This is a genomic window from Paenibacillus sp. FSL L8-0158 (assembly GCF_038592965.1).
Lineage (GTDB): Bacteria > Bacillota > Bacilli > Paenibacillales > Paenibacillaceae > Paenibacillus > Paenibacillus polymyxa_D.
The window spans coordinates 5810623-5831031 of record NZ_CP151949.1; the positions used below are offsets into that span (position 1 = coordinate 5810623).

Genomic DNA, 20409 nt, shown 5'->3' on the forward strand with positions numbered 1-20409 from the left:
CTACTTCTTCATTTTAGGGTCCAGCGCATCACGCAAACCGTCGCCAATCAGATTAATCGCTACAACTGTAATTAGAATACACATACCCGGTGGGACCCATATCCAAGGCCGTTTGCGGAAGTCAATTAGGTTATTCGCAGCCGATATCATGTTCCCCCACGAAGGTGTAGGCGGCACAACGCCGATTCCCAAGTAACTGAGCGCAGATTCTGTAATAATCGCACCCGCTACTCCAAGCGTAGCCGTAACTATAATTGTAGGAATGGTGTTCGGCAGCAAGTGTCGGAATATTTTACGGCGGTCTCTCAAGCCCAGCGCTTCCGTCGCTTGCATAAACTCCTGTTCACGCAGCGTAAGAATCTGTCCCCTGACCAGACGGGACAAGCTAGTCCAGCTCAGGACCCCGATAATGAGCATCAGAAAATAAATGCGATTCGACGGATCGACCTTCAAATCCGACAGAACAGCACCTAAAATAATAAGCAGTGGTAATGTAGGGAGTGCCATGAAAATATCGGCAATCCGCATAATAACCGTGTCCACGCCTTTACGATAAAACCCTGCCAGCGCACCCAACGTCGCGCCGATCATGACCGAAATAAACGTGGCGACCAGCCCCACCGTCAAGGAAATACGGCCAGCCAGCATCGTACGCAGCAAAATATCCCTACCAAACTTATCCGTACCGAGCCAGTACTTAGCATTAGGCGATAAATTTTTGTCAGCTAGCTTGTAATCATCTAAATGATAAGGTGAAATCATCGGTCCAAATATACATATGATAACCATCAGAATTAATATAACGAGACCAGCCAAAGCCAGACGGTTTTGGTTAAAACGGCGAACGGCGATTCTCCATGGAGACGCTTCAGGACGGATCGCCGCCTTTTGATTCGTTTCAATCGTGACTGTTTCTGCGGACAATAGTATCCCTCCTACTTCAAGCGAATTCTTGGATCTGCCATGCCATACAATACATCAGAGAGCAAATTACCGATAAGCGTAAGTAACGCTAAGAAAATCGTGAAGCCCAACATAAACGGATAATCCCGCATACTGATCGACTCCAGATAGACCTGACCCACACCTGGCCACACAAATACCTTCTCCAGAATCATCGCCCCGCCAAATAAGGCTGGAAGCTCGAAGCCGAGTAGTGTGATGGCTGGAATCAGTGCGTTGCGCAGTGCGTGCTTGAAAATAACCGTACGTTCCTTCAAGCCTTTGGCGCGTGCGGTACGAATATAATCCTGACGAATGACCTCCAACATGCCTGTACGGAAATACCGGGTCAGACTTCCTGTGCTCAGCATCGTAAGTACGAGTGTCGGCAGGAACATATGCTTGAGAACATCCACCATATAAGCCCACGAGCCTGGCTCCATCCCTGCCGTGGTCATGCCTCCAACTGGGAGAATTCCCCACTCCAGGGCAAATATTTTGATGACCAATAGACCAATAAAAAATGAAGGCAGCGACATACATAAGAAAATGAATAATGTGACAAACTTATCGAATAAAGAATATTGAAACTTGGCTGAAAATACCCCCGCAATAACTGCAATCAGCCAACTGAAAATAAGACTAAAAAAAGCGATAATAAATGAGTTCCATACATAATTGCCAATGACCTTTGTTACCGGCTGCTTATGCTGTAATGAATCCCCCATATTCCCCTTTAACATATTACCGGCCCATATAAAATAGCGTTGGTACTCCGGTTTATCCAGCCCGTAGATATGTCGTAGCTGCTGCGCCTTTTCGGCCGTCATATTCGGGTTCTGCTTGGCTGTAATATAATCACCCGGCACCATGGCTGAAATCGCAAATACGATAATGGATATGCCAATAAGTGTGGGGATGAGTTGCAGCAGTCTTCGAATAATATACTGCTTCATATTCATTCCTCCAGACGAATAAAGTGATATGCCCAGCTCGTGAGAGCTGAGCATACGTTTGGCAACCCTTATTGAGCGATCTGAGCGTTATGCAGAGTGAACTCAAAATCTTTGTATGGCGTAATTTCTAGGCCGGATACACGTCCATTCACTGGCCACATATCTCTACGTTGGTACATAAAGATAGTTGGCAGATCTTTGTTCAGCTCTTGATAGAGCTGTTTGTAAATCTGTTTACGTTTCTCTTGATCCAGTTCATGCTTACCAGCAAGCGTTAATTCATCGACCTTCTTATTGGAGTAGCCGATATCATTTTGTGCACCATTCGTAATAAAAGTCGTTGTATCCGGGTCTGGAGTTAAGCCCCAAGCCGCGAAGAACATATCAAACTTGCCTGTATCCTTTTTATCCATAATAGCGTTAAAATCTAGAGTTTCGGAAGTCAGTTTGATGCCTAGCTCCTTATAGTTATTGGACATGATTGGCAGCAAGGCCTCTACTACTGGATTATCAGCAGTCGCAGAGAAATTAATGGTCAGCTTTTCGCCATCCTTTTCGCGAATCCCGTCAGCACCAACCTTCCAGCCTGCCTCATCCAGCAAAGCCTTCGCCTTCGCTATATCAAATTCATATTTGTTGATGCCTTCATCCGTATAAGACCAGGATTCTGTAGATTGTGGAATGTTAATGACATTCGCATATGGGCCATACACGCCCTGCACAATCTCTTTACGGTTTAAGCCAATAGTTAAAGCCTGACGTACTTTAGGATCCTGGAATTTCTTTTCCTTGTGATTAAACGCAATATATCCATAGCCATTGGTCGGCATAATATTCACGTCCAAGAAGCCTAGAGCCTTTAATTCCTCTACATTGTCTTCCGTAACTGTGATGTTGTCCATGTCCGTTTCGCCTGTTTGCAGCATAGACAGGTTTGTTTCTTCTGTTGTCGTTTTGAAAATAACTGACTTCACCTTTGGTGCGCCTTTGAAGTAGTTTGGATTCGCATCAAGAACGACTTGTTGACCCGGGGAGAAGCTCTTCAGTACATACTGACCAGAACCGATTGGCTTATTATTAAGTGCCTTGATGCTGTCCAGGTTCCCCTTTTTGAACCCTTTTCCATAATAAGCTTCTGGCATGAAGTATTGCTCACCCAGAAAATCCTTTGTATACGCTGTTGCTTCTGTAACGGTTACCTCTACTGTGTTATCATCAATGACTTTGATGCCAGAGATATCATTCGCCTTGCCATCGTGATATTCTTTACCGCCTTTAATCTTAAAAGATAAAACATCCGTTTCTCCATCATAGTTCGGATCATGTAGTACCTTGAGGACGAAAGCATAATCCTTCACTGTTACTGGAGTGCCGTCACTATACTTCACGCCTGGTTTCAGATGGAATGTGTATTTTAGACCATCCGGCGATACATCAACCTTTTCAGCCAAACTATTTTCATATGTACCATCTGCCTTCACCTGTAAGAAGGAATCAAATACCGTTCTGACCACATATAAATCATAAGTCGTTTGCCAGAAGAGCGGGTTAAATACCCCTTTAGGTGATGTCATACCTACTACGATGTTATCTTTCCGATTAGTCGCTCCCGGAGGATTTTGCGACAGATCAGTCGCTTTAATAACGCCCTCTGTAACGGGTGCACTGCCTTCATTTCCCTCTGTCTTATTGTCCGCATTGCCTTGCTGTGGCTGTGCCTCATTAGCACCTCCGCTACATCCTGCAAACAGAACACCAACGATCGTAAGCATCATAAGCAAAGAAGCCCATTTCTTCGTCTGCATCATCCTGTTAATCCCCCTTAGTCGGTTCTTTATTTAACAGCCTGTCTCATTCCTGCGGTAATTCGTTAAAGCTTGAGGTTTGAAAATGAAGTTTGCACATCCTCCTTACTGTCCTAATAGCGTAAACACGTGTTTTAGACCTCTGGTCAATTTTGCGTACTAACAACCATTACATTTTTATTAAGGTTTATCTTAAGTGTAAAATAATATCACGTCAATATCTTTTTTTATGTAATATAAAAATGCAAAACATCTATTTATGTAAAGTTTATGAATTTTACTTGTGGAAAATGACAAAAACCAGGATTTCATGTAATATAAAATAACATTTCAGAATGCCGAAATATTTACTCTGGCGAGTTGGGGAGCTTGCAATTTCACAAGCCATTAAAAGGTATACTATCGTTTATGGGTAAACATGGATTGTATTATTAGTAAGTTACAATAGATGGGACTTGTTGTCAATATAAAAAGTCACAAAAAAAGACGCTCCCGGGATCGGGAACGTCTCTTCTTTCCACCACTACTATTCAGTAGTGTAAGGAAGCAATGCGATTTGACGGGAACGTTTAACAGCGATTGTCAACATACGTTGATATTTCGCACTTGTTCCAGTCACACGACGAGGAAGAATTTTTCCACGTTCGCTGATGAATTTTTTAAGCAGGTCTGTATCTTTATAGTCAATGTGAGTAATTTTGTTCACAGTGAAGAAACATACTTTACGACGTTTGTTGCGACCACCACGACGAGCTGGTCTTTTGTTATCGTCTCCGCCTTCTCTTTGTCTGAAGCCCATTCTTTGTCAGTCCTTTCCCAATTAAAATGGTAAATCATCATCCGAAATATCGATCGGTTTTCCGTCATCGGAAAAAGGATCCTGATTGTTTCGCGAGTTATTATTCCCGCGTCCACTATTGCTGTTACCGCCTCCGAAAGGAGACTCCTCACGCGCAGCTCCACCGCTATTGCCGCCATCGCGGTTAGATTCCAAGAAACGCACATTATCAGCTACAATTTCAGTCACGTATACACGTTTTCCTTCATTGTTCTCATAATTACGCACCTGAACACGGCCTTCAACAGCCGTTAAACGACCTTTGCGAAGATAGTTAGCGCATGTTTCAGCAAGCTGACGCCAGGTTACGATCGGCAAGAAATCCGCTTCCCGTTCGCCGCCTTGACTCGTAAACGGACGGTCTACAGCCAGGGTGAACTGGGTTACTGCTACACCAGACGGTGTATAGCGCAGCTCTGGATCTTTGGTCAAACGACCGATCAGAATGACACGGTTCAACAATCCAATCCCCTCCTTTGAGCGTTGTTCATTACATAATCACGTACAATAATTAAGCTACGTCGTTCGTAATGAGATAACGAATTACTTCGTCAGAAATTTTCATGATACGCTCAAGTTCAGTAACAACAGCAGGTTCTGCTGTGAAGTTTACCAGAACGAAAGAACCATCACGGAATTTCTTGATCTCATACGCAAGACGGCGTTTAGTTACATCGTGACTCGTAATTTCGCCACCGCCGTTAGAGATGATACCTTGGAATTTATCGACTGTCGCTTGAACAGCTTCTTGTTCAATGTCAGGACGAATAATATACATCGCTTCATATTTGCGCATTCTTTACACCTCCTTATGGACATAAGGCCCTCAATCTCAGTTGAGAGCAAGGAACGAGCCTAAGCTCGCACTAAAACAGTTTACCAAATCCAACAACTGAATGCAACCTACAAATTCGATACATACGTCTAAAACAGCTAAATACACTGCATATCATTAGCTTTAAACAATTTTATATAACATCAAAAACTTCGCATATATATAAGGAAATAATTTGATTCACTCACTATCTGTATCCCCGGTCTCGCATGTTTCTGTTCAAGACAGCGCACAATAACCGTTGCAGTCCAAATTCATTTATCTAAGGAGGCAGTACCGTATGGGTGAAAAGACTGAGTTCGAACCAGGGGATAACGTCCCAAACGACGGCGTATATATGGAGGTCGGAGAAAAAAGCTTCCATACTGAAATTCAAAACCCGCAACAAGTAACGCTGGAAAGAGGCGACTCTTTTCCGGAGACCACCAACCATAATCGCAAATGGAAGAAAAAAACGAAAGCTCGTGTCCACTAATGTATATTTCTTAGGAGTTCTGTCCATATTATGATTAGGCGATACAACAGAGAGGTGTGGTTCCGTTGGACGACGTAGCCGGACAAACTGTTAGGAGATCCATTCCGGGCATTAGAAGCGTTAGGTTTGTGTAAAAGGACACTGTCTTTTCAACACGGTATTGCTGGTCAGTACACCGAGTTTCATGATGTGATTGGACAGATCGTATCCTGTTAAAAATGTATCGCCTACGATGGAGGACCTTTGTGGTCCTCCTTTGTTGCATTATCGGACTTTTTGCATATCCTGGTAAAATGCAGATTAATTCAGCTCCTTCTGCTAGAATATATCCAAGTACAAAGACCTACTATCTACGGAGGTTTAAAGATGAGCTATTCTCGAATATTAAAGTGGATATCAGGTATATTCGAATTGGTGCTTGCTGTACCGATTGTGGGGGGAGCTATTGTCATGGGGACCGGCTACTCGGCTCTGGGATTTATGCTTATCCTGCATGCAGTAACACTTATCCTGTCGTTACGCAATCAGGAGGCGATCTACGGCTCCGTATGGGGAGTACTCACTTCTTTGCTGGCCTGGATACCCTTTGTAGGCTGGGCTCTCCATTTGATTGCAGCGATCCTTCTGATGATCTCTGGCTCAAAAAAAACAAAACGCTATCATTACCCACCTAACCAGCTATAACAAAAGAGTGCTCCTAACGGCAATGTTTCTTTGCTGTCAGGAGCATTTTTTTTGCTATATGCCCTATTATCCCCCAATAGATTCTTAATCATTTCTTCCATCTTACCTTCATGATTTATCTTAGTACTTTTCATTTTGTCACAGTCTGACGACCTTTTATTTCCACAAACAAAAAATCCCCTACGTCACAGACGTAAGAGATTGGTTTATTTTATAAGTTAGTGGCGGAAAGAGTGGGAGTCGAACCCACGCACGCCTTGCGACGCCTAACTGATTTCGAGTCAGCCCCCTTAGACCTCTTGGGTACCTTTCCGCAGCAAGGATAATTATATCATCATTGCAACTGTGACGCAAGCTGATTCTGGTTCATCGCCATTCATCTTTCTTGGCTCAATTTTCCTCCGTGCTTTGCTCGTTGGCGTTGGCCTTTGATCGCAGCACTTTCTTCATATTTTTTTCGAACTTGGCACGCGGAATCAGCACACTATGCTGGCAACCGACACATTTGATTCGAATATCCATCCCCATGCGGATAATTTCCATTTCATTCGTTCCACACGGATGGGGCTTCTTCATCTGTACAATGTCCCCTAGTTCAAATGACTTACGCTCCACCCTTCTCTCCCCCTTTTCTTCCTTGTTCATCTTCTTTTTCTAGAGTTATCGCCGTCTCCAATGCCGCCTGACGATGTTCCTCATCCTCCAGAGCCTTCTTGATGTTATTCTGAATATCACGCTCTACCACGGCCCCTGTATTCGGCATACATTCTGCCACAACACGCACAATATACTCTGAGGTGGTCATGGACTGAACCCCTAACACATCCGGTATATTAAGTATCTGTACATTGGACTCTTCAATGCCTTGGATTGCCTGTTTTACCAAACCAACTGCTTCCTCCAGGCTACGCTCGGCCTTCATTGGCACATCCACTACCGCCAACGCGTTGGACATGGAGAAGTTCGTTACCGTTGTAATTGAACCGTTTGGTAAAATGTACACCTCACCTTTCCAGCTCACCAGTCTGGTTGTACGCAGCCCGATCATTTCCACTGTACCCTTGAAAGTGCCTGTCTGAATGACGTCTCCTACGGCAAATTGATCTTCAAAAATAATAAAAAATCCGGTAATTACATCCTTAACCAAACTCTGTGCCCCAAAACCAACGGCCAATCCAAGCACACCAGCTCCAGCAATCAGAGGGCCGAGATTAATGCCCATTTGCGATAGCACCAGCATGATCAAAATGAAATTAAATACAATATTGGTTACATTTTTCAATAGTTCCCCAACAGTCGTTAAGCGCCTTGTATTCAATCGAAACCTGCCGTTGTCTCCTTTTTGTTGCATCGACTTATCTATAATTTTATTAATAACTCGAATAAAGATACGTGTGATGATAAAAATAATTGCGATTTTCAAAATTACAAACAAAAAGGTCGACCACATCGCACTATCGGTAAGCCAATTCCATACAGCATCCTTCCAGTGAATCGCACCTTTCACTACGTCATCCGTGCCTAAATTATCGGTCAACCAATGTATAAAGGTCATGCTGTACTCCTCCTTAAACAAGGGAACTACTCTTCCTGCTTCCCGAATTCTATTTCCTACTATCAGGATTTTGCAAAATCCTCACTATACCGACTTCAAACATATGGCTATGAATAATCTACTTCCTGTGAGTATAAAAGCATAAGTTTATCCATATACTAGCTACTATCTTGAGCATAAATGTTACACGCAGGCTAATTGTTATTCTCAAGGTACAGCGAGCGCAACCTCCACACTCCATTACAGAGCGAAAGGAAGATTCCATGACTCATCCATCTGACTTCATTCCGGGGCAAGAACCCCTAAGTTTAAAAATATCACACACAGATCCCGGGATCCAATCAGCCATCATCCATCGTCTACTGTTCCATCTGCATCAGGCACCGAGTCTGCAAAATATCGTCATTATTTGCATCGGCACCGACCGTTCTACTGGAGATTGCCTGGGTCCGCTCGTAGGTACGCATTTATCACGCTACAAAAGCCCTCTGTTTAACCTGTACGGTACATTAGAAGAGCCTGTACATGCCATGAACCTGCAAACGACGCTAAATGGCATACAAGCCCGATATGAACAGCCTTATATCATTGGCATAGATGCATGTCTTGGACAAACCTCCAGTGTTGGATGCATTCAGGTTTCAGAGGGACCTCTCAAGCCTGGAGCAGGTGTAAATAAAGAATTACCGCCGGTCGGCGATATCCATTTGACTGGTATCGTTAACGTCGGCGGCTTCATGGAATACTTCGTGCTGCAAAATACGAGACTAAATTTGGTAATGAAATTATCAGATATCATTGCTGGCAGCCTTTACTCCGCGATTAAGGAGTGGCATTACCGTTCTGTCCTGCTTGCTGCGCAAGAGTAACGGCTTCTTTTTCTTCAGGTGATAAGGAATAGGTGGATTGTCCCGCTTCTAGAGGCTTGGCATACACATATGAACCATCTCGGTTATAAATGCCGGTTAATACCATACCATCCTGATTGTCGTCTACAATAGCCAGAGAGAAGCTTAAATCGCTTCCTCTCTCACCAAAGGCATTATAGCGTTTGATACCTATATGTCCCTTCAAGCCTGTCAGTTTACTACGTAGTGATTTCATACTTGCACGATGGGTTTCCTGCTCATCCTCAATCGTATCCATCTGTACCTTCAAATCAATCAGCAGCGTTTCCAAATTCTCGACACCGCTACCTGACATCATGGTTTCATACTTTCGCCGCATCTTCTTCAGCTTTGCACCCTGTACGACAATGACAATCAACAGGATGAGCAAAATAAGCACGATCCCTGCAACGATTCCGGCAAGCTGTTCCATGATTAGTCCATTCAATTCAGCCATATGCTCGCTTCTACTCCTCTACCTCAAAAATCATGTTACTGCATACTTATATTTTATACGTTTGAGAACAGCGAAACAAATAACACAAGGCTATTAGTTTATCCACCAAAACCATTCTAATTCCTGCAATTCCAGACAAAGCAAAGACATATCTCACTTTCCATTTTGCTCAAGGAGACATGTCCATATTTCAACAAACTACTGTAATAGCTCCAGTAATCTTTCCAAATCCTGCTGGCTGTAATAATTCAATTCAATTTTGCCTTTATCCTTATTGTGCTTGATCTTCACAGTTGTTTTAAAGCGTTCACGCAGGGACTCTTCCATATGGTCAATATAGGGGTCCTTTTTTCGCACCTTTGTTTTTGCTTTCGCCTCACCAGGCTTATGATCCAACTGCTGTACAGCTTCCTCCAGCTCGCGAACACTCCACTGCTGTTCAATACATTGCTGTGCTAACTGTTTCACCATGTCTGGATCTTTGAGGCCAACAATAGCTCTAGCATGTCCCATAGACAATGTTCCACGTGAAACATGATCTTTAACTTCTTCAGGTAATGCGAGCAAGCGAAGGAAATTGGCAATATGAGAGCGTGATTTCCCCACTTTCATGGACAACTCTTCCTGAGTTAAAGAAAACTGATCCATTAATCCCTGATAAGCTACTGCTACTTCCATAGCATTCAAATTCTCACGCTGCAAATTCTCAATCAGAGCAATCTCCATCACCTGCTGATCCGTAAAATTACGAACAACTACAGGTATGGTCGGATTCCCACAAAATTGAGATGCCCGAAACCGTCTTTCCCCGGCTATGATTTCATATCCTCGCAATACACTACGTGCAATAATAGGTTGGATAACACCGTGCTGACGAATGGACTCGGCTAATTCCTTAATGGACTCCTCATCAAACGTTTTGCGAGGCTGGTACGGGTTCGCACGCAACTGGCTCAGCGGAATGTCAACAACCTTATCCTCTTCATTGACCGTAAGGGAGGGAATGAGTGCATCAAGTCCTTTTCCCAACCGTTTACTCATAAGATACCACTTCCTTTGCCAACTCAATATATACCTCTGCCCCACGGGAACGGGGATCATACGTAATAATGGACTGGCCGTGTGAAGGTGCTTCGCTGAGTCTCACATTGCGTGGAATAATCGTCTGATAAACCTTGCTTTGAAAATATTTTTTCACTTCTTCAATCACCTGAATACCCAAGTTCGTGCGAGCATCAAACATGGTTAACAACACACCTTCGATTTGCAATGAGGTGTTCAGATGTTTTTGCACTAATCGCACGGTATTCAGCAACTGACTTAATCCTTCCAATGCGTAATATTCACACTGGATTGGAATAATGACTGAATCGGAAGCCGTCAATGAATTGAGCGTCAAAATACCCAGCGATGGTGGACAATCAATTAGTATATAATCATAATTATGCTTAACAAGTTGAAGTGATCTTTTTAATCTCAACTCACGAGAAATGGTCGGCACCAGTTCAATTTCCGCGCCTGCTAACTGAATGGTTGCCGGAATAATATCTAATCCCTCAACCTGTGTACTGACAATAGCTTCGCTAGGATCAACCTCGTTAATGAGTACATCATAAATACAATTTGCCACATCCGCCTTATTGATACCCACACCGCTGGTTGTATTACCTTGCGGGTCGATATCCACGAGCAATACCCTTTTGCCGAGGGAAGCAAGTCCGGCGCCCAAATTAACGGAAGTAGTTGTTTTGCCTACTCCGCCCTTTTGATTGGCTACGGCTATTATTTTTGACACTTCATTCACCTCATAATTTAATCGGAATCCTGCTACACTCCATAACTGCAAAACGCTCTATGAAGACGTTACTTAGTCCTTAACTTACGGATAACGGCAATTTCAGAATAGAATTGAGTATGCTGCGGTTTATTCGGCGTTAGACAGAAAAAGCGGCAATTGCTGCCGCCTGTACGCTTCATCCCTTACTTACGTTTGGGAATTTGAATGACAATCTCATAGTGATCCTCATGATCGGATTCCTTGGTTTTGATATCCAGGCCTGAGCCAGACACCATATCAATGGATTGACGAATCGTATTCAGCGCAAGCCGGACATCCTTGGTAAAGGAAATCCGCTTCGATTTCTTATTTGTGGATACTTGTTTATAAAAGGCAACTCGTGCCTCTGTCTGCTTCACATTGAGTTCCTTGGCAATGACTTCATCTAAAACCTTGTACTGTAGTTCTTCAGTCTCCAATGACAATAATGCACGAGCATGACGCTCGGACACCTTCCGTTCCATTAGAGCCTCTTTCACTCTCTCCGGCAGATGAAGCAGCCGTATCTTGTTAGCAATAGTGGATTGGCTTTTACCAAGTCGTTGAGCAAGGCTTTCCTGGGTGAGCTGATGTAGATCAATCAGCTTCTGGTAAGCTACAGCCTCTTCAATCGCAGTTAACCCTTCCCGTTGAAGATTCTCAATCAACGCGATGGATGCAGCTTGTGAATCATTAAACTCACGTACAATGGCTGGAATAGATTCCATACCCAGCTTGGTGACAGCTCTCCAACGACGTTCCCCTGCTATAATCTCATATTGCCCATTACGGAAACGAACGACAATCGGTTGAATTACACCATGCGTCTTAATGGTCTGGCATAGCTCATCAATCTTCTCGTCGTCAAATATGGTACGGGGCTGATAAGGACTGCTGACAATATCCCGAACTGGAATTTGTTTTATTTCGTCCCCAGTAGACCGCTCCGTCAAACCAAATAGCTTGGAAAATTGTTCTTTCATTCCGTATAATACCACCTAATTTCATAATAGCACCATACTAACAGCGCTTCGTGAAAAACAGTTCCTTACGCGGATCGTAGACCCTTCTATATGAAACAGCGCCGTAAGCGGGTACACTCCACGTACTCACCTGACATTTGTTGTCCCACTCCCCTATATGTATATCTGAATTCATGGGTACAGGAGCAGTCAACTTACATTAAAACGATTATCTCTATTCTATCACTTTTCCAGCCATAATCCTATCGTCTCTACCAGCTTTTCGGAAGGATCAGAGAATAAATTATGCATCCTCTATGATAACTATCTATCTATCCATCCATCCATCTTCCTCCCCAAATGTAAACAAGAACGCATGTTAGCAAAGAGGCTTTTATGTAAAGAGTCTATTAGCCATAAAAAAAGTGAATGTTTCACGTGAAACATTCACTTTCTTTCAAACATTTACACTAACGGCGCCTTCAAAGGAGTACCCGGCTTACGTGGATATTTCCGTGGTGTCGCCGCTCTTTTCTCAATAATAATCATATGTCTGGCTGCATCTTCAACAGGTAACTGGAAGGCCTGAACATGTTTGATTTTTCCCTTTAGCTCTTTCAAACTGTAAGAAGCTTCCTTGATTTCCTCGGTAGGATCATTGCCCTTCATCGCGGCAAAGTGTCCTCCTTCACGGACAAACGGCAAACAAAATTCATTCAATACGGCGAGGCGAGCAACCGCTCTGGCTGTCACTAGATCATAGCTATCTCGGTATCCTGGTTTACGTCCCAATTCCTCTGCTCTGCTGTGAACCAGTTCAACATTTTCCAAACCCAACTGCTCTACTACATGGGCCAAGAACTGTATACGTTTGTTCAACGAATCTACAATAGTCAACTGAATCTGCGGAAAGCATATTTTCAAAGGAATACCTGGAAAACCTGCCCCTGACCCAATATCAGCCAGGCTTCCCACATCTTTTAACGGAACATAAAAAGCCAGGGAAAGAGAATCATAAAAATGCTTGGTGTACACTGCATCGCGCTCAGTAATACCCGTTAGGTTCATTTTTTCATTCCACTCAACCAGCACACGGTAATATGCTTCAAACTGCTCTAACTGACTGTCATTAATCACAATACTATGCTCTGCCAGCCGCTGTTTAAATTGCTGTTGTATCGCGTCCATTATGATCCCCTTGCTGCCGTTACGCGGTTATAATGCTCCAGATAAACCAGCAAAATGGAAATATCCGCAGGGGTTACACCCGAAATACGGGATGCCTGACCAATCGACATCGGACGGATCTTTTCAAGTTTCTGCTTGGCTTCAATGGCAAGTCCTTGAACTTCATTGTATGCAATATCCTCTGGGAGCTTCTTCTTCTCCATCTTTTGCAGACGCTCCACATGCATCAATTGCTTTTCAATGTAGCCCGCATACTTAATTTGGATTTCCACCTGCTCCTGTTCTTCCTCAGTAAGAGCTATAGGTGAAGGTGAGATTTGTGCTACTTGCGCATAACTGATCTCTGGTCGACGCAGCACCGTTAACAAATTACTACCATCCTGTATCGGTGCAGATCCGCCTTGCTCCAGCATCTCATTTATGTCAACCGGACGAACCTTCGCCAAGCGCAAACGTTCAATCTCTTGCTCTACCTTTTGCTTTTTATCCAAAAAGCGCTCGTATCGTTCATCCGTAATTAGGCCAATATCATGCCCGATCGGAGTCAATCGCAGATCAGCGTTATCATGACGCAACAACAGACGGTATTCTGCACGTGACGTCAGCAAGCGATATGGCTCATTCGTCCCCTTCGTCACCAGATCGTCAATCAGGACCCCGATGTAGCCTTGCGAACGGTCCAATACGACAGGCTCTTTACCCTGCACCTTGCGAGCTGCGTTAATCCCTGCCATAATCCCTTGACCCGCAGCTTCTTCGTAACCGGAAGTACCGTTAATCTGACCTGCTGTGAACAAGCCCGGGACTTTCTTCGTTTCCAAAGTAGGCCATAACTGCGTAGGTACCATTGCATCATATTCAATAGCATAGCCGTTACGCATCATCTCTACCTTTTCCATCCCCGGAATCGAACGCAGCACAGCTAATTGTACATCCTCTGGCAAGCTGGTCGACAAGCCCTGAACATAGTATTCAGATGTGTTTTTACCTTCAGGCTCCAAAAAGATTTGGTGTTTAGGCTTATCACTAAAACGTACCACTTTATCTTCAATAGATGGGCAATAACGTGGTCCCGTTCCTTCAATCAGACCAGAGAACATAGGCGCACGGTGCAAATTATCATTAATAATCTGATGTGTTTCTACTGAAGTATATGTCAGCCAGCAAGGAAGCTGTTCATTATCCGAAGACTTCGTTTCATAGGAAAAGAACTTCGGTTGATCATCACCCGGTTGTATTTCCGTTTTGCTAAAGTCAATCGTGTCCTTATGCACACGTGGCGGCGTTCCCGTTTTAAATCGAACCAGATCAAAACCCAGCTCTCTCAAATGCTCAGACAATCTCAACGAAGGCTGTTGATTGTTTGGACCACTCTCATACATCAGCTCGCCCATAATGATTTTCCCGCGCAGATAAGTGCCTGTGGTCAGGACAACTGCTTTACTTCGATACTCTGTGCCCGTCTTCGTAATTACACCTACGCAATGACCATCTTCCATAATCAGTTCTTCAACCATACCTTGGCGTAAGGTCAGATTCGGTTCCTTTTCCATCGTTTCCTTCATCGCATGCTGATAAGAGAACTTGTCTGCTTGTGCACGCAATGCATGAACCGCCGGACCTTTACCAGTATTTAACATTCTCATTTGGATAAATGTCTTGTCAATATTCCGACCCATTTCGCCGCCCAGTGCATCAATTTCCCGCACCACATGCCCTTTTGCAGGACCGCCAATAGACGGGTTGCAGGGCATGAACGCGACCATATCCAGGTTAATTGTGATCATCAACGTGCGACAGCCCATCCGTGCTGCTGCCAAGGCTGATTCTACACCTGCATGGCCCGCGCCTACGACAATCACGTCATAGTCGCCTCCTTGGTAACCCATACCTTTCTTACCTCCTTATACATTCCGGTCTTCACGCCGAATATGCTCTTGTATATCTATAACGATAGCAGGCTTATACCAGCCATGCTTGAATGTTCTATTTGCCTAGACAAAATTGTGAAAATATTTGGTCTATTAGCGCATCATGCGCAGTATCGCCTACAATCTCACCCAAATGCTCCCATGCCAGCCTTACATCAATCTGGATCATGTCGATCGGAACAAATTGATCAGCAGCTTCATAGGCATCTACCAGCGATTGGCGCGCCTTCTTCAACAAAGCAATATGCCGTACGTTGCTGACATATGTCATATCCGCTGATTCCAGCTTGCCGCTAAAGAATAACTTTGATATAGCCTGCTCCAGTCGGTCCGCTCCCTCATTTTCCTTCACAGACATCGGTACGATAAGCTCTTCGGGAACATAACGCAGCAACAAATCCCGGTCTACTTGGGCCGGTAAGTCCATTTTATTCATAATGACAATCGCTTGTCTACCGCGGATTTGTTCCATTAATGCCATTTCATCCTCATGCAGTGGTTCGTTGGCGTTAATGACGATGAGTAGCAGATCTGCTTCACTAACCGCCGTTCTCGAACGTTCTACTCCGATCCGTTCCACTACGTCCATCGTTTCACGAATCCCAGCTGTATCCAGCAGCTTGAGCGGAATACTATTAATCGTCACATATTCCTCAATAACGTCACGGGTTGTGCCCGGAATATCGGTCACAATGGCCCGCTCGCCCCGAGCCAATGTGTTCAGCAGTGACGATTTGCCTACATTTGGCCTTCCAACAATCGCTGTAGTCAGCCCTTCACGCAAAATCTTTCCCTGCTCCGCCGTATGCAGCAGCCGATCAATTTCCGTCATAACCTGACTGCTTTTATCCTTGATTAAGTCAGACGTAAAAGATTCAACGTCATGTTCAGGATAATCAATGTTCACTTCAATATGAGCAAGTGTCTCCACCAAAACATGGCGCAAGCGCCGAATATTCTGGGACAGTTGTCCATCCACCTGCTTCAAAGCTACCGAAAAAGCTTTATCTGATTTGGAGCGAATTAAGTCAATGACGCCCTCCGCCTGACTCAGGTCAATACGACCATTCAGAAAAGCACGTTTCGTAAATTCACCTGGCTCAGCCAGACGTATATTTTGCAGCAAAAGTAAATCCATCACCCGTTTGACAGCTACGACCCCGCCATGAGTGCTGATTTCTACGACATCTTCTGTCGTAAAAGAGCGTGGCGCCCGCATCACTGTAACTAAAACTTCCTCCACCTTTTCCTGGCTTTGAGGATCTATAATATGTCCATAATGTACTGTGTGAGTTGGAGCCTTGCTTAGAGGTGTTTTACTCCGGAACAAAGCCTCCACTTCCGTGACCGCTTCTGGCCCACTGACCCGTACAACCGCAATGCCACCCTCGCCGACCGCCGTTGCAATGGCAGCTATAGTATCGCTCAGCATAAAGTTTCTACCTCCTATCAAGTAGAAACGGCATTACCGTCCTTCATCAAGAACGGCAGCCGTTTCAGCGAGAAATATAAGAAAAAAAGCAATGGCTTCTGCATCTTGCAGAGAGCCATTGCGTCGGATTATTTTTTAGCAATGACGACGCGCCGATTGGGCTCGTCCCCCTTGCTGTATGTTCTAACCTGCGCATGCTGTTGAAGCTTGGCGTGAATCAGCTTCCGCTCCTGTGACGGCATTGGCTCCAGTACCACTTCCTTGCCATAACGAATAGCCTGGTTCGCCAACCGATCTGCCAAATCCTCCAGCGTTTTTTGCCGACGTGCACGAAATTGCTCGGCATCCAGCACAATTCGGATGAATTTGTCAGAATGACGGTTGGCAACGATATTCGTCAGGTACTGTAATGCATCCAATGTCTGTCCTCTGCGGCCGATCAACATACCGAGCGACGGACCGGAGATATCCAGTGTACTTTCATCCTTGCGGTGGCGGACATCAACTTTAACGTCTAATCCCATTCCTGCTGCTGTTTCACGGATGAAACGCACCGCCTCTTCATAAGGATCTATATGTCCCGAAGGTGCTTCCATGTTCATCTGTGCTTCCTGTGCAACAAGCCCAGTTTCTTCTGATAAAGCCTGTCCCACGCTAGAAGGTGCTTGAGCCGATACATGAGGTTCAGCCGCGTGTGTGGTTTCAGGAGACGGCTCAGAGAGCAGCGTAAGCTCCACCTTCGCCTTCTTGACCCCAAGCCACCCCAGGAATCCTTTTGACGGCTGTTCCAACACGCTTACGGTTACCCGTTCACGGCTTACTCCCAGCTGGGAGAGTCCTTGTCTTACAGCATCTTCAACGGTTTTTCCTGATGTCACGACTTTGGTCATCTCGACTTTTTAGCCCCCTTCGTGTTTTTACCACCTTTTTTCTTACTATTGGAGGAACCTGTTTTCGCGAGACTGGCTGTTTTCACATTCGCCAGTGCTGCTTCTTTATCCTTATTCCGATAAAGGAAATAGTTTTGAATGATCGTGTAAATATTACTGTAGAACCAGTATAACGGCAAAGCGGATGGGAAGTTGTACGACATGAACAGAATCAGCACCGGATAGACGTATAGCAAAAATTGCATCGGTCCCTGCTGCGGCGTCGGATTCATTTTCATCATCATCCAGGTTTGGACAAATGTCGTAATCGCTGCCAAAATCGGCAGGATAAACAAGTGATCCGGTTTACCTAACTGGAGCCACAAGAAGTCATGATCCCGCAATGCCGAGTTATAATAAATGGCATTATAAAGCGCGATGAAAATGGGCATCTGTACTACCAAAGGAAGACAGCCAGCCATCGGGTTGACCTTATTTTCCTGGAACAACTTCATCGTCTCTTGCTGGACTTTTTCAGGCGTATCCTTGTACTTCGCTTGAATTTCTTTTAATTGCGGCTGAATGGCCTGCATAGCTTTGGAACTACGTACTTGCTTGAGTGTAAGCGGCAAAATAATGGTTCGCACGATAATCACCAGAATCAGTACGGCCAGGCCATACTCTCCAGAAAACCATTGGGCAAATGTATCTAACGCATACGAAAACCAGTAAACGACATATCTTTGCCAAAACGATCCATTGGCCAAGTCTGCCGTCGTGTAAGAATTGTGGGCCGTCTGAGCACATCCGGACAGCACAGCAACAAGTGCCAATAAGGCAATCAGGAGGAACCATTTTCCCCGTTGAGTCTTCAAACGCGACACTTCATAACCCCTTTCTTAACCAATCCATTCCAACGTAAATCATACCATATCCTGTAGGACAAAGATACTGACTATCGGCGTGAAGACTTGAGCAGCGAGGCTTTGCGTAGAACGTGCAGCACGCTTTTCTCCAGCTCTTGATACGACATTGTAACCGCACCCTTACGAACAATAAAAATCAGGTCAATCTGCTCCACCAATTCATGCTCATGATGGCGCACAATTTCCTTAACGATTCTACGCATCCGGTTGCGAACTACTGCATTGCCGATCTTCTTGCTGGCCGAAATTCCGACGCGGAACTGCTCTACCTCTCTGCGGCGGAACCAGTACACCACAAACTGATGGTTGGCAAAAGATTTGCCATGGCGGTATACGCGCCCAAAGTCCGCCCGGTTTCGTAGACGCAATTTTTTTTGCACGGCGCTTCTCCTTGCTCATCTCTTTTACACATGTCGGTAAGCTAACCTATACCTTTTATATAGTAAGAAGTATGGACAACATTCCAACATGGTAATCTCGCTTATTTTATATCCGTTTTCAAAAGCTTCATCTAATATAGGACAGGATGCTGGACTTCTCCCCTTCTTTCACTACATTTTTACAACAATAGAAGAAGGGATCCGATCCCTGAATACCTCAATTATGAAAAAAAAGACCACCGTAGTGGTCTTTATGCACGCATTACGCACTCAATACTTTTCTACCTTTTTGGCGACGAGCTGCCAAAACTTTACGGCCATTCTTCGTGCTCATTCTTTTACGGAAGCCGTGAACTTTTTTACGTTTGCTGACATTCGGTCTGAAAGTCGGTCTCATTGTGCTGCACCTCCTTACAAGGAATACGTTTTATATGGAATATACCTAACGTAGCAATCTCCACAAAAAACACCTTTGTACATTTAACCACAAATAGCGGCTAAAGTCAATGTACTTGTAAATCCTCTCCCTCTTTTTCGCATTCAGGAAGCCTCCTCCCCTTCACCCCGCTCACTCACTTCATTCTTTTATTCCCTTATTTCATAAAAATTCTTACGCCTCTCCTCCATCATCAGCATTCTATTTGTAGTTTTCACTCCTCCAAAAACTGCTCTTTTTACATTCCTTCATTCTGTGACTTGAATCCATCCTATTTTCAGATCGACGTTATCGGGTTCGTTCAAAAATAATGTCGGAAACGTTACCGGAAATTTTCAACAGAAAAATAAGCCTCTGTGACCAAAAGGCAACAGTTGTTATACACAGATCCACAAAAAGAACTGAATTGTGATTTAAATGGTCATAACCTGTGCATAACATTTTAGAGTAAAAAAGAGTTATTGTCGAAAACTGAACAAATTATAAACAATATCTTGTGTTGTGAATAAAAATTGTACACAACAGATTGAATTTGTGGATAAATAACCACCAGTCATTGAAATACAAGGCTTCTTTTGCTATGATGATATTACTTTTGAATGTGAATATGTTGTTTTACCCTCCATATTATCAACACCCTGTGGATAAAGTTGTGAACAAGTTCAATTTATCCATCTTTTTATTTTTGTGCGGATTCGGGATTCTGGGGATATATTCTACATTTTTCATTTGATTTCGACATATTGCAGTCCCGTTTTGGCCTGCGGGATCAAGAGAACGGATCGTGCCGCACATTCCCTCCTGAGAAATATCGCCTTTCTTCTGCTGATCAGCAGCGGAATTTCCATTAGCCATTTTTCAGGGTCATTTTGTGCTGCGTTCTCTCACCACACTGCCGCATGATTTAGGCGGCGGTATGTCTTTTTATGGCCTTCAACAACATTTTTGGGATTTTAGGCGTTTTGCCGAAGCACCGAGAGCAGCTCTCTGCAGCTTAATTCGGTAAAATGTCAGGATTTAAAAGGAGTGACGTCT

The 20409-nt window shown here is 44.2% G+C and carries 22 protein-coding genes and 1 tRNA gene; 3 read left to right on the forward strand and 20 right to left on the reverse strand.

What is annotated here, in order from left to right; all coding sequences use genetic code 11:
* The 6 genes from opp4C to rpsF all read right to left on the reverse strand — a co-directional run bounded on the left by opp4C (position 1) and on the right by rpsF (position 5337).
* Positions 1-924 carry an oligopeptide ABC transporter permease gene (gene opp4C / locus NSQ68_RS25785; protein WP_071644151.1) on the reverse strand — a complete coding sequence of 308 codons (924 nt, stop codon included), beginning with the start codon at positions 922-924 and terminating at the stop codon, positions 1-3.
* An 11-nt stretch (positions 925-935) separates the two neighbouring features.
* Positions 936-1898: an ABC transporter permease gene (locus NSQ68_RS25790; RefSeq protein WP_023991143.1), complete on the reverse strand. Its 963-nt coding sequence runs from the start codon at positions 1896-1898 to the stop codon at positions 936-938.
* Positions 1899-1966: 68 nt separating this feature from the next.
* Complete coding sequence (locus NSQ68_RS25795; RefSeq protein ID WP_342427611.1) at positions 1967-3706, reverse strand: ABC transporter substrate-binding protein; 1740 nt, start codon at positions 3704-3706, stop codon at positions 1967-1969.
* 523 nt (positions 3707-4229) lie between these two features.
* Positions 4230-4502 carry a 30S ribosomal protein S18 gene (gene rpsR, locus NSQ68_RS25800; protein WP_013312800.1) on the reverse strand — a complete coding sequence of 91 codons (273 nt, stop codon included), beginning with the start codon at positions 4500-4502 and terminating at the stop codon, positions 4230-4232.
* 21 nt (positions 4503-4523) lie between these two features.
* Positions 4524-5003 carry a single-stranded DNA-binding protein gene (gene ssb, locus NSQ68_RS25805; protein WP_069012449.1) on the reverse strand — a complete coding sequence of 160 codons (480 nt, stop codon included), beginning with the start codon at positions 5001-5003 and terminating at the stop codon, positions 4524-4526.
* A gap of 49 nt (positions 5004-5052) precedes the next feature.
* Positions 5053-5337: a 30S ribosomal protein S6 gene (rpsF, locus tag NSQ68_RS25810; protein WP_013312802.1), complete on the reverse strand. Its 285-nt coding sequence runs from the start codon at positions 5335-5337 to the stop codon at positions 5053-5055.
* 319 nt (positions 5338-5656) lie between these two features.
* On the opposite strand from rpsF, the gene NSQ68_RS25815 reads away from it, so the two are divergent.
* Positions 5657-5851 (forward strand): YjzC family protein, encoded by a 195-nt coding sequence (locus NSQ68_RS25815; RefSeq protein ID WP_029518958.1) that lies wholly within the window; start codon positions 5657-5659, stop codon positions 5849-5851.
* Positions 5852-6217: 366 nt separating this feature from the next.
* Positions 6218-6535, forward strand: coding sequence for a hypothetical protein (locus tag NSQ68_RS25820; RefSeq protein ID WP_029518959.1), 318 nt, complete (start codon positions 6218-6220; stop codon positions 6533-6535).
* 222 nt (positions 6536-6757) lie between these two features.
* On the opposite strand, the gene NSQ68_RS25825 is transcribed toward NSQ68_RS25820, so the two are convergent.
* From NSQ68_RS25825 to NSQ68_RS25835, 3 genes are all read right to left on the reverse strand, one after another.
* A tRNA-Ser gene (locus NSQ68_RS25825) sits at positions 6758-6848 on the reverse strand.
* A gap of 77 nt (positions 6849-6925) precedes the next feature.
* A complete protein-coding gene (locus NSQ68_RS25830; protein ID WP_342427612.1) occupies positions 6926-7150 on the reverse strand; it encodes a DUF951 domain-containing protein in 225 nt (74 codons plus the stop codon).
* Positions 7140-8090, reverse strand: a complete 951-nt coding sequence (locus tag NSQ68_RS25835) for a mechanosensitive ion channel family protein (RefSeq protein ID WP_250241384.1) — start codon at positions 8088-8090, stop codon at positions 7140-7142. The genes NSQ68_RS25830 and NSQ68_RS25835 overlap by 11 nt, the downstream gene beginning before the upstream one ends.
* 263 nt (positions 8091-8353) lie before the next feature.
* On the opposite strand from NSQ68_RS25835, the gene yyaC reads away from it, so the two are divergent.
* Positions 8354-8959 carry a spore protease YyaC gene (yyaC, locus tag NSQ68_RS25840; RefSeq protein ID WP_250241387.1) on the forward strand — a complete coding sequence of 202 codons (606 nt, stop codon included), beginning with the start codon at positions 8354-8356 and terminating at the stop codon, positions 8957-8959.
* Here yyaC and NSQ68_RS25845 read toward each other — a convergent pair.
* From NSQ68_RS25845 to rpmH, 11 genes are all read right to left on the reverse strand, one after another.
* Entirely contained in the window at positions 8913-9434 is a 522-nt protein-coding gene (locus NSQ68_RS25845; protein WP_342427613.1) for a DUF4446 family protein, read from the reverse strand. The genes yyaC and NSQ68_RS25845 overlap by 47 nt on opposite strands.
* Before the next feature lie 198 nt (positions 9435-9632).
* Positions 9633-10475, reverse strand: a complete 843-nt coding sequence (locus tag NSQ68_RS25850; protein WP_013312809.1) for a ParB/RepB/Spo0J family partition protein — start codon at positions 10473-10475, stop codon at positions 9633-9635.
* Complete coding sequence (locus tag NSQ68_RS25855; RefSeq protein ID WP_023991152.1) at positions 10468-11229, reverse strand: AAA family ATPase; 762 nt, start codon at positions 11227-11229, stop codon at positions 10468-10470. The genes NSQ68_RS25850 and NSQ68_RS25855 overlap by 8 nt, the downstream gene beginning before the upstream one ends.
* Positions 11230-11414: 185 nt before the next feature.
* Positions 11415-12233, reverse strand: coding sequence for a nucleoid occlusion protein (gene noc / locus NSQ68_RS25860; protein ID WP_029518966.1), 819 nt, complete (start codon positions 12231-12233; stop codon positions 11415-11417).
* A gap of 444 nt (positions 12234-12677) precedes the next feature.
* Complete coding sequence (gene rsmG, locus NSQ68_RS25865; protein WP_307350538.1) at positions 12678-13400, reverse strand: 16S rRNA (guanine(527)-N(7))-methyltransferase RsmG; 723 nt, start codon at positions 13398-13400, stop codon at positions 12678-12680.
* Positions 13400-15289 (reverse strand): tRNA uridine-5-carboxymethylaminomethyl(34) synthesis enzyme MnmG, encoded by a 1890-nt coding sequence (mnmG, locus tag NSQ68_RS25870; protein WP_307350536.1) that lies wholly within the window; start codon positions 15287-15289, stop codon positions 13400-13402. The genes rsmG and mnmG overlap by 1 nt, the downstream gene beginning before the upstream one ends.
* Before the next feature lie 97 nt (positions 15290-15386).
* On the reverse strand, positions 15387-16763 hold the full coding sequence (gene mnmE, locus NSQ68_RS25875) for a tRNA uridine-5-carboxymethylaminomethyl(34) synthesis GTPase MnmE (protein ID WP_342427614.1): 1377 nt from the start codon (positions 16761-16763) through the stop codon (positions 15387-15389).
* A 128-nt stretch (positions 16764-16891) separates the two neighbouring features.
* On the reverse strand, positions 16892-17653 hold the full coding sequence (gene jag, locus NSQ68_RS25880; RefSeq protein WP_342427615.1) for an RNA-binding cell elongation regulator Jag/EloR: 762 nt from the start codon (positions 17651-17653) through the stop codon (positions 16892-16894).
* Positions 17650-18516 (reverse strand): YidC/Oxa1 family membrane protein insertase, encoded by an 867-nt coding sequence (locus NSQ68_RS25885; RefSeq protein ID WP_013312816.1) that lies wholly within the window; start codon positions 18514-18516, stop codon positions 17650-17652. The genes jag and NSQ68_RS25885 overlap by 4 nt, the downstream gene beginning before the upstream one ends.
* Before the next feature lie 71 nt (positions 18517-18587).
* Complete coding sequence (rnpA, locus tag NSQ68_RS25890; RefSeq protein ID WP_013312817.1) at positions 18588-18938, reverse strand: ribonuclease P protein component; 351 nt, start codon at positions 18936-18938, stop codon at positions 18588-18590.
* A gap of 262 nt (positions 18939-19200) precedes the next feature.
* On the reverse strand, positions 19201-19335 hold the full coding sequence (rpmH, locus tag NSQ68_RS25895) for a 50S ribosomal protein L34 (RefSeq protein WP_007433250.1): 135 nt from the start codon (positions 19333-19335) through the stop codon (positions 19201-19203).
* Positions 19336-20409 lie beyond the last annotated feature (1074 nt).